This is a genomic window from Micromonospora sp. BL4 (assembly GCF_003667505.1).
Classification (GTDB): domain Bacteria; phylum Actinomycetota; class Actinomycetes; order Mycobacteriales; family Micromonosporaceae; genus Micromonospora.
Window position 1 is genome coordinate 1 of sequence record NZ_RCVJ01000211.1, and the last position, 14,190, is coordinate 14,190.

17 protein-coding genes are annotated in these 14,190 nt (G+C 70.9%); 12 read left to right on the plus strand and 5 right to left on the minus strand.

Annotated elements, in window-relative coordinates; genetic code table 11:
* From EAD89_RS27600 to EAD89_RS27630, 7 genes are all read left to right on the plus strand, one after another.
* On the plus strand, nt 1-397 hold a 397-nt coding region (locus tag EAD89_RS27600), incomplete at its 5' end, for a hypothetical protein (RefSeq protein ID WP_233579208.1).
* Between the two features lie 157 nt (nt 398-554).
* The gene (locus EAD89_RS27605; protein WP_121677743.1) at nt 555-1,151 is read left to right on the plus strand and encodes a DUF4178 domain-containing protein; all 597 of its coding nucleotides are present in this window, start codon (nt 555-557) and stop codon (nt 1,149-1,151) included.
* Between the two features lie 93 nt (nt 1,152-1,244).
* Complete coding sequence (locus EAD89_RS27610) at nt 1,245-2,084, plus strand: hypothetical protein (RefSeq protein ID WP_121677744.1); 840 nt, start codon at nt 1,245-1,247, stop codon at nt 2,082-2,084.
* Between the two features lie 72 nt (nt 2,085-2,156).
* Nucleotides 2,157-2,822: a hypothetical protein gene (locus EAD89_RS27615; protein WP_121677745.1), complete on the plus strand. Its 666-nt coding sequence runs from the start codon at nt 2,157-2,159 to the stop codon at nt 2,820-2,822.
* 9 nt (nt 2,823-2,831) lie between these two features.
* A complete protein-coding gene (locus EAD89_RS27620) occupies nt 2,832-3,641 on the plus strand; it encodes an SDR family oxidoreductase (protein WP_121677746.1) in 810 nt (269 codons plus the stop codon).
* Between the two features lie 168 nt (nt 3,642-3,809).
* Nucleotides 3,810-4,349: an orotate phosphoribosyltransferase gene (pyrE, locus tag EAD89_RS27625; protein WP_121656549.1), complete on the plus strand. Its 540-nt coding sequence runs from the start codon at nt 3,810-3,812 to the stop codon at nt 4,347-4,349.
* 57 nt (nt 4,350-4,406) lie between these two features.
* Nucleotides 4,407-4,784, plus strand: coding sequence for a helix-turn-helix transcriptional regulator (locus EAD89_RS27630; protein WP_007454255.1), 378 nt, complete (start codon nt 4,407-4,409; stop codon nt 4,782-4,784).
* Nucleotides 4,785-4,954: 170 nt separating this feature from the next.
* Here the strand turns inward: EAD89_RS27630 and EAD89_RS27635 are convergent, their stop codons facing one another.
* Both EAD89_RS27635 and EAD89_RS27640 read right to left on the minus strand, forming a co-directional pair.
* A complete protein-coding gene (locus tag EAD89_RS27635; protein ID WP_121656550.1) occupies nt 4,955-5,776 on the minus strand; it encodes a DedA family protein in 822 nt (273 codons plus the stop codon).
* 110 nt (nt 5,777-5,886) lie between these two features.
* Entirely contained in the window at nt 5,887-7,455 is a 1,569-nt protein-coding gene (locus EAD89_RS27640; protein WP_121677747.1) for an LPXTG cell wall anchor domain-containing protein, read from the minus strand.
* 180 nt (nt 7,456-7,635) lie between these two features.
* Here EAD89_RS27640 and EAD89_RS27645 point away from each other — a divergent pair, with 180 nt between their 5' ends.
* Together EAD89_RS27645 and EAD89_RS27650 are read left to right on the plus strand one after the other, a co-directional pair.
* Nucleotides 7,636-8,121: a SigE family RNA polymerase sigma factor gene (locus EAD89_RS27645; protein ID WP_121656552.1), complete on the plus strand. Its 486-nt coding sequence runs from the start codon at nt 7,636-7,638 to the stop codon at nt 8,119-8,121.
* The gene (locus EAD89_RS27650) at nt 8,118-9,182 is read left to right on the plus strand and encodes an LCP family protein (RefSeq protein WP_121677748.1); all 1,065 of its coding nucleotides are present in this window, start codon (nt 8,118-8,120) and stop codon (nt 9,180-9,182) included. The genes EAD89_RS27645 and EAD89_RS27650 overlap by 4 nt, the downstream gene beginning before the upstream one ends.
* A 20-nt stretch (nt 9,183-9,202) precedes the next feature.
* Here EAD89_RS27650 and EAD89_RS27655 read toward each other — a convergent pair whose 3' ends face one another.
* Nucleotides 9,203-9,415: a hypothetical protein gene (locus EAD89_RS27655; protein ID WP_121677749.1), complete on the minus strand. Its 213-nt coding sequence runs from the start codon at nt 9,413-9,415 to the stop codon at nt 9,203-9,205.
* A 121-nt stretch (nt 9,416-9,536) separates the two neighbouring features.
* Here EAD89_RS27655 and EAD89_RS27660 point away from each other — a divergent pair, with 121 nt between their 5' ends.
* On the plus strand, nt 9,537-9,920 hold the full coding sequence (locus tag EAD89_RS27660; RefSeq protein WP_121656555.1) for a phage holin family protein: 384 nt from the start codon (nt 9,537-9,539) through the stop codon (nt 9,918-9,920).
* A gap of 143 nt (nt 9,921-10,063) precedes the next feature.
* Nucleotides 10,064-11,089, plus strand: a complete 1,026-nt coding sequence (gene fbaA / locus EAD89_RS27665; protein WP_121656556.1) for a class II fructose-bisphosphate aldolase — start codon at nt 10,064-10,066, stop codon at nt 11,087-11,089.
* Between the two features lie 51 nt (nt 11,090-11,140).
* Here fbaA and EAD89_RS27670 read toward each other — a convergent pair whose 3' ends face one another.
* A complete protein-coding gene (locus tag EAD89_RS27670) occupies nt 11,141-12,340 on the minus strand; it encodes an LOG family protein (RefSeq protein ID WP_121677750.1) in 1,200 nt (399 codons plus the stop codon).
* Nucleotides 12,341-12,587: 247 nt separating this feature from the next.
* Between EAD89_RS27670 and EAD89_RS27675 the strand changes: the two genes are divergently transcribed.
* Complete coding sequence (locus tag EAD89_RS27675; protein WP_121656558.1) at nt 12,588-13,016, plus strand: DUF3151 domain-containing protein; 429 nt, start codon at nt 12,588-12,590, stop codon at nt 13,014-13,016.
* Between the two features lie 51 nt (nt 13,017-13,067).
* On the opposite strand, the gene EAD89_RS27680 is transcribed toward EAD89_RS27675, so the two are convergent.
* Nucleotides 13,068-14,190, minus strand: a 1,123-nt coding sequence (locus EAD89_RS27680) for a MinD/ParA family protein (RefSeq protein ID WP_368666378.1), incomplete at its 5' end; no start/stop codon positions are given.

The window sequence follows — 14,190 nt, forward strand, 5'->3', positions numbered from 1 at the left end:
GGGAAAGGATGGGGGCATGTTCGGCATCGGGAAGAAGTGGGAACGGGAACTGGGCGCGGCCGCCGACGAGTTGGTTGCCGCCGATACGCTCGCCTTTGGTGGCGTCGGGTTCGCGGGCGAGGTGCTGCCGGTGACCGAGGCGTACCACCGGGTCGAGGCCGCCCTCGACGACCACCCCGAGGAGGTACGCCGGCAGCTCGACCGGGTGCTGGCCGAGGGCTCACCCGCCGGCCGGGCGTACGCCGCCACTCTGCTGGAGCGGCTCGATCCGACGGCGGCCCGGGCGGCCTGGACGTCGCTGCGGGACGACCGGACCGAGTTCACCACCTTCGTGGGCTGCGTGATGGGGCGGACGACCCTCGGCGACTACGCCACCCAACGCCTGGCCGCGGCATGATCGATCGAGGGCGATCCGCTGGGCTGTCCACAGCGCAGCCGGCCACGCCTTGCGATACCCCGGCCGCTGTCAGTAGCTGAGCTTTCCGTCACGACGCGAGTCGCTCCGGTGTCGGGGGTTGTTACCGTCTGCGCCGACGTACCTGGGGAGGTGGTCGGTGGACCGGTCGGTGACGTACCTGGTGGCGGCGGTGGCCGTACTGGCGGTGGTCGTGCTCGTGATCGTCGTGCGGGCCGGGCGGCGGGCGGCTACCCGGCCCGGCCGTGCGGTGCCCACCGGACGACCGGCGCGCGGTGGTCCGCACCGTCTGGCCCCGGGCGACCGCGTGCGGATCCGCGAGCGGGAGTACGCGGTGAGCGGCACGATCCGCCTGGTCGAGGGGGACTGGAGCTGGGTGCAGCACCTGCTCGACGACGCCTCCGGCACCCGCCACCGCCTGTCCGTGGAGGACGGCCCCGACCTGGAGTTGGTGCTCTGGACCGCCGAACCCGGCGCGACCGTCACCCCGGGCGCCCCGACCATCGACCTCGGCGGGCGGCGCTACACCTGGGCCGAGACCGGGCAGGCGCGCTACACCGCTACCGGCGAGACCGGGCTGCCGGCGGCCGGAACGATGCGCTACCACGACTACCAGTCCGGCGGCGGCGCGCGGCTCTCCTTCGAGGCGTACGGCGAGGAGGGCTGGCGGGTCGCGCGCGGCGACCTGCTCGACCCGACCGAGCTGACGATTCAACCCGCCGCCGAGGAGCGCTGAGCCGGACCCGACGGGCGCGCCGGGCTCGCCACGGCATGCCAGAGTGGCCAGTTGTCGATACGGTGTGGGCGCGATCTTAAGGGAAGGAGAATCGTGGTCGATTCCCAGAGCACGCCGGCCCGTCAGCGGCCGTCCATCGTGACGATTTCCAGCTATCTGCTCTTCCTGTTCCTGGCGTGCCAGGTGATCAGTCTGATCCTCACCCTCGCCACCCTTGGCAAGACCCGTGACGTGCTCCGCGAGGCGTACGAGGGCAGTACCGCCGACGGCGCCGACCAGGTGGCGGACTTCTTCTTCGCCTTCGGCCTCGGCAGCAGCATCCTCCTGCTGCTCCTCGCGGTCGTCCTGGGTGTGCTGGCCCTGCTCAACAACCAGGGCCGCAACGGCGCCCGGATCACCACCTGGATCATCGGCGGCATCATGGTCTGCTGCGTGGGTGGCACCCTGCTCAGCGGTGCCGCCGGCAGCTTCACCACCGGCGGGGACACCGGCGGCGACATGCCGAGCGGCGAGGAGATCCAGCGCCGGCTGGACGAGGCGCTGCCCTCCTGGATCACCCCGGTCAGCCTCCTGCTCGGCGTGGTCAGCCTGCTCGCGCTGCTCGCGGCGCTGATCCTGCTGGCGCTCCCGAAGGCCAACGAGTTCTTCCGCAAGCCCACCGCGGGTTGGGAGCCGCCGACCCCGGGTGCCAGCTACCCGGGTTACCCGCAGGCCTCCGGCCAGCCGGGCTACCCGCAGGCCCCTGGCCAGCCGGGCTACCCGTCAGGTGGCGAGCCGGGCTACCCGTCGACGCCGGGTCAGACGCCCGGGTCGGAGCCGGGTTACCCGCCGCCGCCCGGCCCCACGCCCTCGTCGGGCCCGTCCGGCACGGACCGACCGGACGACACGCCGCCGGCCGACCGTCCCGGGCCGACCCCGCCGTCGACGAGTTGACCGCTCGATAAGCACGACGCCGACGATCCCTCCGAGTAGGTTGCAACCCGACGCCTACCGGAGGGATTCGTCGTGTCGTACCCGGAATCGGCACCGGTGCGCCGGCCCGTCGTGGTCCTGCTGGCCACGGCCGTGCTGCTGGTGATGGCGGTCGTCGCACTCGCGTACACCGTCGTGGACCTGGCGGTGCTCGGCCGCACGGTCGACGCCTTCCGCATCGCCGCCCGGGAGACCTCGGCGACTCCGCAGGAGATCGACGATGTGGTGACCCTGCTGCGCGCGTCCGCGGCGGTGTCGGCGGTGGTGGCGGCGCTCTCCGCGCTGGTGCTCGCCGGCTTGGCTATCGGGCTGCTGGCCGGTCGTGCCGGCGTCCGGGTGGCCACCTGGGTCGTCTGCGGGCTCGGCCTGCTGGCCGGCTGCTGCAGCGTGGCGGTGCTCGTCGGGGAACGGGCCGCGCCGCTGCGGCTGGGTGCCGGTGAGCGGGCGACCGCCGAACTGCTGGGCCTGATCGGGGACGCGTACCCGTCGTGGTGGATCCCGCTCAACGCGGGGCTTTCCGTCGGACAGGGCCTCGGTTACCTTGTGGTAGCTACGCTGCTGGCCCTGCCGGCGGCCAACGCCTGGTTCGGTCGACGCCGCCCGACAGCGCCGACCGTGCCGTCCGCTCCACCCGGGTTCCCGCCCGCACCGCACCAGCCCCTGCCGGCGCAGACCGCGCCCCCGTACCCGCCCAGGTGAGGACCGCCCGTGACGCTCGACCCCGCGACCGCCGAGCGACGGGCCCTGATCACCGGCGCCACCGCCGGCATCGGCGCTGCCTTCACCCGCCGGCTGGCCGCTGACGGCTGGCACCTGGTGCTGGTCGCCCGGGACGCGGGCCGGTTGACCGAGCTGGCCGCCGAGTTGGGTTCCCGGCACGGCCGCGAGATCGAGACGATATCTGCGGATCTGTCCACGGACGACGGCTGCGCCGTGGTGGAGCGGCGACTCGCCGACGGTAGCCCCGTGCACCTGCTGGTCAACAATGCCGGGATCAGCCTGAACAAACCGTTCCTGCGTTCCTCCGCCGAAGACGAGGCCCGCCTGCTGCGGCTCAACGTGCACGCGGTGATGCGGCTGACCCTGGCGGCGCTGCGACCGATGACCGAACGGCGCGATGGGGCAGTGATAAATGTCTCTTCGGTCGCCGGATTTGGCGCGGTGATGCCGGGGTCGACCTACTCGGCCAGCAAGGCGTGGGTCACCAATTTCAGCGAGTCGGTGGGCCAGTCGGCACGCCCCTTCGGCGTCCGGGTGATGGCCCTCTGCCCCGGCTACACCCGCACGGAGTTCCATCAGCGGGCCGGCATCAACATGTCGAAGACGCCGGAGTGGATGTGGCTGCGGGCCGAGGATGTGGTCGACGAAGCCTTGCGTGACCTGGGCAAAGGCAAGTTGGTCAGCATTCCGGCGTGGAAGTACAAAGTGGCCGTCGCCGGTCTGCGGCACGCGCCGCGCAGGCTGCTCCAGGCCGTCGCGCGGGACACCCGCGGCAGGATCGGTCGCGACGAGCGCTGAGCCTGTACGGGCGCCCGGCCTCCCGGCGCCGGTGCCGGCACGTTGTCTCGCCGCAACCGAGCCGATTGCTGAGCGTAGTCGAACATCGCCAACCATCTGTCCCCCACCGGGCTGATCAGGGTGGACCCCACACACGGCGTTCAGACTTGCGCAGTAACCTCTATCGCCATGGGGGACCACGACGACCTGCGTAAATTCATTACCGACCTGGCTGTGGTCCACGGACGGGTCGTGCTCTCCTCGGGGCGGGAGGCAGACTGGTACGTCGATCTGCGTCGCGTCACGCTCCATCACCAGGCCGCTCCGTTGGTCGGTCGGGTGCTGCTCGACCTCACCGCCGACTGGGAGTACGACGCCGTCGGCGGTCTCACCCTGGGCGCGGACCCCGTCGCGCTCTCGATGCTGCACGCCGCTGCTCCGACCGGTCGGGCCCTGGACGCTTTTGTGGTGCGCAAGGCGGGTAAGGCCCACGGTCTACAACGGCGGATCGAGGGACCGGAGGTGGTCGGCCGCCGAGTGTTGGCGGTGGAGGATACGTCCACGACAGGCGGAAGTGTGTTGACCGCCGTCGAGGCGCTTCGTGAGGCCGGAGCTGAAGTCGTGGGCGTGGCGGTTATTGTTGATCGAGGCGCCGGCGACGCGGTGCGAGCCGCCGGATTGCCGTACCGGGCGGCCTATACGTTGGCTGACCTCGGCCTTGTGGCGTAAAAGTTTGCCGATTCGGATCTGCTGATATGCAGGCGGATCGATGCTGCTGGTGGAAGGATGGAATACGTGGGAACTGCGTTGGCCGAAATGACTATGCCTCAGATCTCGCCGCTTGCCGGCGAGCCGATCGAACGTGCCGATGCCGAGCGTCTCGCGGGGGTCCTCAAGGCCCTTGCCGATCCCGCTCGGTTGCGGCTGCTCAGCCTGATCCAGTCGGCCCCTGAGGGCGAGGCGTGCGTCTGTGACCTGACGGCACCCCTCGGCCTCTCTCAGCCGACGGTCAGTCACCACCTGCGTATCCTCACCGAGGCCGGCTTGCTGGAGCGGGAGAAGCGCGGTGTCTGGGCGTACTACCGGCTGGTCCCGAGTGCGATCGCGACGATCGCCGACCTGCTGACCCCGCCGCGCAAGCGGGCCACCAAGAAGGCCCGCTGAAGCAGGCGCTGCACACCGTCCCGCGCCGGGATGGTGTTCGGTGGCGAGCCAGGGGTGGCGCCACCGCTCGGTGACGCCTGCTCGTCCCCGGCCGCACCGCCGGAGGCCGGGTCCGACATGCCGACGGCCGACCCCCTCACCAGGGGGCCGGCCGTCGTCGTATCCGAGGTTCAGCGCTCCTGGCCGTGCTCCGGGCGCCGGCGGCCGTGCGGGTGCTCGTCGTGGTCGAACGTCTCGCGGACCGCTTCGACCGCACCGACGGCACTGGCGGCCGCAACCACCGCGACGGCCTCGCCACGCTTGCGGGCCCGCCGGTCGCGGAGGAACTCGAAGAAGATCGGCAACACCGAGATCACGATGATCAGGGCCACCACCGGCAGGATGTAGTGGTCGATCTTGTCCCCGATGGCCTGGTAGATCTGCTCCGCCAGCAGGTAGCCGATCAGCAGGATGCCGTCCACCCAGAGAATCGCGCCGACGACGTTCCAGAGCAGGAACTGCCGGGCCGGCATGCCCAACGCTCCGGCGACCGGGTTGAGGAACGTCCGGACGATCGGGATGAAGCGGGCCAGCACCACGGCCTTCGCCGGGCCGAACTTCTGGAAGTAGTACTCCGCCTTCTCCACGTACTCCTTCTTGAAGAGCCGGGAGTTGGGCCGCTCGAACATCCGCCGGCCGTACCGTGCGCCGAGCCAGTGCCCCAGCTGGGCGCCGACGATCGCACAGATCGGGCCGCCGATCAGCAGGCCGACCAGGGAGAGCCGGGTGCCGTCGCCGAAGATGGCGTCCGCCACCGGCGAGGCGGCCACCCCGGCCAGGAACAGCAGCGAGTCGCCGGGGAAGAAGAAGCCCACCAGCAGGCCGGTCTCGGCGAAGAGGATCACCCAGACGCCGATCAGCCCGAAGGTCTGCAACAGCTCCTTGGGGTCGAGCGGGTTCAGGGCGACGCTCTCCGCGAGCGTGCGGGTCTTCTCAGCTGTGTCCACGGCCACAAAGGGTACCGAAGCCGTGGTCGCCGGACGCGCCGGACCGGGTTCATGCCCAGCGACGACGGTGCCCCGCCGACCGGGTGGTCGACGGGGCACCGGTGGTGCGGGGTGGATCAGGCGACGAAGCGGGTCCGGCGGCGCTTGGCCACCAGGTAGCCGCCGACGCCCGCGGCGAGCAGCAGCGCGCCGAGGCCGGCGATCAGCCCGGTGGACTGACCGGTGACCGGCAGCCCGCCGTCGTCATCGCCGCCGCCCTGGCCGCCGTCGCCGCCGGTCGCGTTCACCAGGATCTTCGCGGTGTCGTTGGCCGGCTTCAGGTCGGCGTAGAAGCCGCCGTCGCACTCACACGGAACGTTGACCTTCACGGTGCCTGCAGCGTCGGGGATGACCTTGTCGATGCGCAGCCCGAAGGTCACCTTCTCCTCGTCGCCGGCCTTGATGAACGGCGAGGGGATGCACCGGTACTGCCGGCCGCCGACTTCGCCCAGCTCGCCGTACTGGTCGCCCTCGACCGGCGCACAGGTCTCCGGCGCCTCGACGACGGTGACCCCGGTGGGGATGCCGACGGTCATGTGCGTGACCGAGGAGTTCCCCCGGGTGTAGTCCAGCGTGGCTGGACCGTTGTTGCGGAAGCCGACAGTGGCGGTCACCTTGGCGCCCGCCGCGCCCTTCACGTTGTCGCCGATGGCGGCCAGATCGGTGCCGTTCTTGCCGGTGACCGTGACTTCGACGTGGGACCAGTTGTTGTCCGGGTTCTTGTCCGCCTGGACACCGCGTGCCGACTTGCCGGCCTCGCTCAGGGTCAGCACGTCGCCGTCACCCGGCTTGCCCAGCGAGAAGCCGTTGGTTTCCAGGTACGACCGGAAGTCCTCGTACTCCGCGATGGTCATCCAGTTGTGCTCGCCGTATTCGAAGCCCGGGGCGTATGCGTCCTTGGCGATCCGGTACTCGAGCGGAGTGCTGTAGCTTGCCCCCTTCGCCAGTTCCTGGTCGAAGGTGCAGCTGCGCAGTGAGTTGTCGACGTACGTGCAGTTGCTGTATCGCTTGTCGGCCTGGATGCCGTAGTCGTTGAAGAAGACGACGCTGACGCCCTTGGCCGGCGTCTCTCCTGCGTTCGACACCTTCAAAGGGGCGCTGATCTTCGCACCCGGCCTGCCGGACACCGCAACGGGGTCAGCTCCGGCGAGGTCGACACCCTCGCCGACACGCACCTTTGCCTCGTGGCTGACGGCGTCGAATCCGTCCGCCGAGAGAGTCACCTTGAGTGCGCCGACGTCGCCTTCCTTGGCGGCATCAGTCGGCGCGATCACCACTGGTGCCAGGCCGCCGAGGCCCCAACCGTCCTCGATCCCGACCTCGAAGCGTTCGGTGCAGACCAGGATGCCCTTCTCGGGGGAGGTGCAGTCGTCGGCCGACTCACCCTCCTCGGTGAGAGTCGCCTTGCCGGCCAGGTCGCGGTAGTCGTACCGAACCGTCACTCCCTGCAGCACAACGGGCGCGGTGCTGTAGAGGATGGTGCCGTCGATCTTGCCGGTCGTGTCGGTGGCGATGGTGTTGTCGCCGAAGTAGATGCTGAGCTGAGGCTTGGCCTCTTGGGCGACGGCCGGACTGGCGGAGGCGGCGACGAACGCGCCTGCTACGCCCAGTCCGGCGAGCCAGCGCCGGGTGGAATGGGTGAGCATGAGGGGTTTCCTCCAGAGGGGGATTCAGGTGGAGCCTGCGGATCCTAAGGAGTCACTAAGGTTTGCCGCCGCCCCGAGCGGCCAGCCGGATGACAAGACCGGCCGAAAGGTTGATCAGCGTCACCGCAATGTTCGATCGCCCCGCTCCCGTCATCTGAGGCAGGAGCTTCGGGAGGTGCAGTGACGTACGAGGAGTTCGCGGACACGCGACTGGCACCGCTGCTGCGGTACGCGGTGATGCTCACCGGCGACCCGCACCAGGCGCAGGATCTGGTGCAGGAGACGATGGTCCGGGTCCAGCTCAACTGGCGACGGGTCGCCCGAGCGGACTCACCGGAGCGTTACGTGCGCCGGATGCTCACCAACCAGTACGTCGACTGGCGGCGTGGCTCCTGGATGCGCCGGGTGCTGCTGCGCGGGGAACCCGACGAGGCGGTGCCGGCGCCCACCGACCATGCCCAGTCCGCCGTGGACCGGGACCAGATCTGGTCCTGGCTGTCCCGGCTGCCGCGCCGGCAGCGGGCCACCCTGGTGCTGCGGTACTACGAGGACCTGCCCGACGCCGAGATCGCCGACATCCTCGGCTGCGCCGTCGGGACCGTACGTTCGTCCATCTCGCGCGCCCTGGCCACGCTCCGGGCCGAGTACGTGGAGGCCTGCTCATGATCGAGGACGACCTGCGTGCCGCGTTCACCCGGCACGAGCAGTTGACCCCGCCGACCGGCCCGCTGCGGGCCGCGATCGACCGGCTGGCGACCGGCCGACGGCGACGCCGCCGCCGGTGGCAGGTCGGTGGTACGGCGCTGGCGCTGCTCGGCGTACTCGGGATCGGGGTGCCCCTGTTCACCCCGGAGCGTTCCGGGCCGCCGCAGGCCGCCGGGTCGACCGGCGAAACGAGCGGGCCGGTGGTGACGGGTGCGCTGAACATCCTGCTGCTCGGCGTCGACAGCCACAAGTCGCAACCACCGTTGGCCGATTCGGTGCTGCTGCTGCACATCCCGGCCGACCGCAGCCGTCCGTACCTGGTCTCCCTGCCGCGTGACCTGAAGGTGCCGATCCCCGGTCACGGGAGCGACAAGCTGAACGCCGCCTTCCCGTTCGGAGCGGGCGGTGACCGGCCGGATCTGACCAAGGGGTACGAGCTGACCCGGCAGACGGTCACCGACCTGACCGGGGTGCGGCTGGACACCGGCTTCGTGCTGACGTACCGCGCGCTGCGCACACTCACCGACGCGGTGGACGGGGTGCCGGTCTGCCTCTCCCAGCGGGTGCGTTCGGTACACACCGGGAAGCTCTTCCCGGCCGGCTGTCAGCGTCTCGACGGCGCCGCCTCGGTCGACCTGCTCCGCCAGCGACGTGGGCTGGTCCAGGGCAGTCAGGACCGGGACCACAACGCCCGGCTCTTCGCCGCCGGACTGGTCCGCCAGGCCAGTGAAAAGGGCGTGCTCACCAACCCGGTACGACTCTCGAAGTTGCTGGACACCGTTGGCCCGGAGCTCGTGGTGGCGCCCGACGGGGCCACCATGCTGGACCTGCTGCGGCTCGTCCCCACACTGCGATCGGTCGACCCGGTCGGGCTCAGCCTGCCGATCAGCGAACCGACCGGGCGGGACCGGTATCTGCGCGCCGACCCGGCGCTCGCCCCGGAGTTCCTGACCGCCCTGCGCGAGGATCGGCTCGGCGACTGGGTGGCCCGCCACCCGGAGCGGGTCGACCCGGTCGGCTGACGCTCGTCGGGGGCGCGATGTCAGCGGTAGTCGTCGTCGTCCCCGGTGACCACCCGGGCCTGCTCCATCGCGTCCCAGTCGTCGACCTCCAGGCCGCGGTGCGGCTCCCCGTCGACGTCGGCGGGACCGACCACCGCGGCCTGCTCGACCGCGTCGGCCGGGTCCGCCTCGGGGTCGCGTTCGTCCGCGGCCAGGTGGTCGCCGGGGGTGAAGTCCTCATCGGGCTGACCCATCGTTCCTCCCGGGGGCTCGGGTGCACGGTCCCACCCACCGTACGGGCTGTGCCGGCGCCGCGCGGAAGTCGAGTCGGCCGAATCACCCGTGGGCGGTGCGGCCCGGTGCCAGGATGGGGCCGTGGGCTTCCTGATCCGGCTGGCGATCACCGCGGTCGCGTTGTGGGTGACCACGCTGATCGTGCCCGGGGTCGAGGTGCACGGTCGCTCGGGTGGCAACACGGTGCTCACGCTGATCGTGGTCGCGCTGATCTTCGGTGTGATCAACGCGGTGCTCAAGCCGGTGATCAGGGTGGTCGGCTGCGTGTTCTACCTGCTGACCCTCGGTCTGTTCGCGCTGGTGGTCAACGCGCTGCTGTTCCTGCTCACCGACCGGATCGCCCGCGGGCTCGACCTGCCGTTCCAGGTGGACGGTTTCTGGGCGGCGTTCTGGGGAGCCATCGTGATGACCGTGGTCACCTGGCTGATCAGCGTGATCGTGCCCGACCGCCTGGACAGCCGGTGACCGGATCCCCGGCCACCACCCGGGCCGGTTTCTCCTGCACACCTCACCTACGGGATACTGCCCGCGGAGGACAGCGCGGTCCGGCGCACTCGTGAACAACAGCGGCCAGCACGGCCGAGAGTGGTAAGTAAGGAGCGTTCGACATGCCCATCGCTTCCCCCGAGGCTTACGCGGAGATGCTGGACCGCGCCAAGGCTGGCCGGTACGCGTACCCCGCGATCAACGTGACCTCCTCCCAGACGCTGAACGCGGCGCTCAAGGGCTTCGCCGACGCGGAGAGCGACGGCATCATCCAGGTCTCCACCGGTGGCGCCGAGTACCTGTCCGGCCCCTCGATCAAGGACATGGTCACCGGCGCGGTGGCGTTCGCCGCGTACGCGCACGAGGTGGCCAAGAAGTACCCGGTCAACATCGCGCTGCACACCGATCACTGCCCGAAGGACAAGCTGGACGGCTTCGTCCGGCCGCTGATGGGCATCTCGCAGGAGCGGGTGAAGCGCGGCGAGCAGCCGCTGTACCAGTCGCACATGTGGGACGGGTCGGCCGTGCCGGTGGCGGAGAACCTCCAGATCGCCTCCCAGCTCCTCGACGAGGCCGCCAAGGCCAAGATCGTCCTTGAGATCGAGGTCGGCGTCGTCGGCGGCGAGGAGGACGGCGTCGAGAACGCCATCAACGACAAGCTCTACACCACCACCGAGGACGGCCTGGCCATGGTCGAGGCCCTCGGTCTCGGCGAGAAGGGCCGCTACATGGCGGCGCTGACCTTCGGCAACGTGCACGGCGTCTACAAGCCGGGCAACGTCAAGCTCCGTCCCGAGATCCTCAACCAGATCCAGGAGGCGGTCGGCGCCAAGTACGGCAAGGAGAAGCCGCTCAGCCTGGTCTTCCACGGCGGCTCGGGCTCCCTGCTGAGCGAGATCCGTGAGGCTCTCGACTACGGCGTGGTGAAGATGAACATCGACACCGACACCCAGTACGCCTTCACCCGGCCCGTCGCCGACCACATGCTGCGCAACTACGACGGCGTGCTGAAGATCGACGGCGAGGTCGGCAACAAGAAGCAGTACGACCCGCGCGCCTGGGGCAAGGCCGCCGAGGCCGGCCTGGCCGCCCGGGTCGTCGAGGCGTGCGAGCACCTGCGCTCCACCGGCACCACGATGTCCAAGTAACGACGTCCACGACGGCCGGTTCCCCTCGGGGAGCCGGCCGTCGCCGTCTCGTCAGGCGGACGCGGTGAGCAGCCGGACGGCCTCGTGGACGTCGTCGGTCAGGTGGATCGTCGGCGACAGGTCACCGAACGGGGAGGCGGCCAGCAGCGGGCGCAGCAACGCCTCCACCGGCAGCTCCACGGTCCAGTACGCGCGGTCCAGGAAGATGTAGGCGCCGCTGACACCGTCGGTGCCGTAGTAGGTCTTGGTCGCCGCCTGGAACACCTCCTGCACCGTGCCCGCCCGCCCGGGGGCGAACACGATGCCACCCCGGGCGAGCCGCAGGATCGTGTCCTCCCGGATCGCGTTCGAGAAGTACTTCGCGATCCGTCCCGCGAACAGGTTCGCCGGCTCGTGCCCGTACAGCCAGGTCGGGATGGCCAGCCCGCCGGCCCGCGCCCACCCCGCGTCGGCGCCACGCTGCCGGGGCACGCCCGCGTACCGCTGCCGGACCGTCAACGCCACGGCCGTGTACCGCTGGTGGTCGGTGAAGTCCGGCGCGGTGGCCAGCAGGTCGATCGCCGCCGTCAACTCCGCCGCCGGCTGGTCCGCCAGGTAGGCGCCGAGGTTCGCCGCCTCCATCACCCCGGGACCGCCGCCAGTCACGACCAGCCGGTCGGCCCGGGCCAGCTCCCAACCCAGCACGGCCGCCATCCGGTACGCCGGGCTGCCGCGCCGCACCGCGTGCCCGCCCATGATGCCCACCACCGACTGCGGCCCGTGCTCGGCCAACCAGGCCCGGGTGGCGTCGGCCAGAGCGTTGTCCACGCCGTGGTCGTGCAGACGCTGGCCGAGGGCTTCCTTGACGTCCGGCAGCGCGCCGCCGTGCGCCCGGTAGTGCTCGTACACCCGGGTGTCGTACATCCCGGTGAACCCGCCCTCGGCGAACCCGGCGGCCAGTTCCTCCGGGGTGTAGAGGTGCGCCGGCTGGGTCGGGTACGGCAGCCCGGAGAACGGCGGCACCACGTTCGCGCCACGCCGGACCAGGTCGGCGCCGACCTCCCGGGAGGCGAACCGGCACCCGACGAAGAGAGTTCCGGTGACCTCGACGCCGGTCAGGTCGGGCACCGGGGCCAGGTCGAGGCGGAGCCCCTGCACGGTCAGCCCGGTCAGGCGGCCGGTGGCCAGCTGCTGGTCGAACTCGTCGCGGGTCTGGACCTCGTTGACGTGCAGGTGCGGCTCGATGACGTCCGCGGGAGGTGGGGTCGGCACCCGGCCATCCTGCCCCTCCGGCGGGGACGGCCAAACCCCGGCCGGGCGGAAACCGACAGGAGCCCGGCGGCCGTGGCCACCGGGCTCCTGCTTAACCGGGTCCTGGGGAGGCTCCGGACCATTAGTTGTAATGGAAAACACCTGGCGGCGGCATAGGCCGCAGGCGTGACCAACTCCTCAGCCGTTCAGCGGAGCGCATCGGCCGACCCGCTCGCGCGTCGCACTGTCCAGCGGGTTGAATGGGACGATGCAGAACCTGTTGCCAGAGCCACCGGCCACCCTCCTGCCCGCGCACGACGAGGCCGACGCGGCCCTGGCCGCCGCCGAACAGGCCGGCAGCGACCAGGCGTACGCCGAGGTGGCGGCTCACTTCCCGACCTACAGCGCCGCCTGGGCCGAACTCGCGGCCCGGTCGTTCGCGCAGGGCCAGGTGGTGACGGCGTACGCCTACGCGCGCACCGGCTACCACCGGGGCCTGGACCAGTTGCGCCGTAGCGGCTGGAAGGGCCACGGCCCGGTGCCGTGGTCGCACGAGCCGAACCGGGGGTTCCTCCGCTGCCTTTACGTGCTCTCCCGGGCCGCCGACGAGATCGGCGAGGCCGACGAGGCGGCCCGGTGTGCCCAGTTCCTCCGCGACTGTGACCCGGCGGCCGCCGACGCGCTGGCCAGCAACTGACACCCGCGCCGACGCTCGGCCCCGCACAGTGCCGGGCCGAGCGTCGGCGGGCTACAACCCCTCGGCGACCGCAGCGGCGATCTTCAGCCAGGCGTCCCGGGTGGCCGAGGAGAGTCCCCCGTACCGGATCGGCTCGCCGCTGTCGATGAGCCGCTCGTACGGCGCCAGCAGCACCGCCCTGGTCCGGGCCGCGAAGTGCTCCTGGATGGCCGGCAGGTCGATCTCCTTGCGGGACGGCGGCATGGACACCACCGTCACCGCCTGCCGGACCAGCCGTTGCCGGCCGCTCTGCTCCAGGTGGTCGAGCATCCGTGCGGCGGTCTCCGCCGAGTCGTTACGGGCGGACATGGTGACGACCAGTTGGTCGGTGGCGTCCATCGAGGCCTGCCAGTTCTGCGCCCGGACGTTGTTCCCGGTGTCCACGAAGATCAGCTTGTAGAACCGGCTGACCACCTCGCGGATCTCGGCGAACGCGGCCGCGGTGAGCATCTCGCCGCCGGTGGCCGACTCGTCCGAGGCGAGCACGTCGAACATCCCCTCGCCCTGCGAGCGGACGTACTGCGACAGGTCACCGACCCGCCCGTGCGCGCCCTGGAACTGCCCGAGGTCGCGCAGCATGTCCCGCACCGTGCGGGAGTGGAAGTCCTGCTGGGCGCGCATCCCGAGAGTGCCCTGGGTCTCGTTGTTGTCCCAGGCCAGCACGTAGCCGCCACGCTTCTGGCCGAACGTCATCGCGAGGAGCAGGATGGCCACCGTCTTGCCGGCGCCGCCCTTGGGGTTGACCACGGTCACCTGCCGAAGCCCGCCGAAGTTGCGGCGCACCATCTCGATGTCCCGCTTCAGCTCCTGCTCGTGCCGGCCGGGAGCCAGCCGGAGCAGGCCCATCTTGTTGACCACCGCGCGGACGCCCATCGTGGCCACCGGATCGGCGGGCCGTACCTGCCGGCGCCGGGCGAAGTCCTCCGCGGTCGGGGCCGCGGTGGTCTCCGGTTCCCAGGTGGCGTCCGGATAGCCGGTGTCCGGCACCCGGGTCACCCCGGCCGCCTCCTGGTACGGCTGCGGCGGCGGTGGCGGGGCCCCGGGGCTGCTCTGCTGCCAGGGCGGGGGATACCAGCCCGGCGACGGCGGGAAGGGCCCCGGAGGCGGGGCCGCCCTGCGTCGGGTCGGCGAACTG

Excerpts from the sequence above, each read along its gene's own strand:
- EAD89_RS27655 (WP_121677749.1), bottom strand. The coding sequence starts at position 9,415 with ATGGGTCAGCCCGATGAGGACTTCACCCCCGGCGACCACCTGGCCGCG.
- EAD89_RS27650 (WP_121677748.1), top strand. The coding sequence starts at position 8,118 with ATGATCGAGGACGACCTGCGTGCCGCGTTCACCCGGCACGAGCAGTTG.
- EAD89_RS27640 (WP_121677747.1), bottom strand. The coding sequence starts at position 7,455 with ATGCTCACCCATTCCACCCGGCGCTGGCTCGCCGGACTGGGCGTAGCA.
- EAD89_RS27675 (WP_121656558.1), top strand. The coding sequence starts at position 12,588 with ATGCAGAACCTGTTGCCAGAGCCACCGGCCACCCTCCTGCCCGCGCAC.
- pyrE (WP_121656549.1), top strand. The coding sequence starts at position 3,810 with ATGGGGGACCACGACGACCTGCGTAAATTCATTACCGACCTGGCTGTG.
- EAD89_RS27630 (WP_007454255.1), top strand. The coding sequence starts at position 4,407 with ATGGAATACGTGGGAACTGCGTTGGCCGAAATGACTATGCCTCAGATC.
- fbaA (WP_121656556.1), top strand. The coding sequence starts at position 10,064 with ATGCCCATCGCTTCCCCCGAGGCTTACGCGGAGATGCTGGACCGCGCC.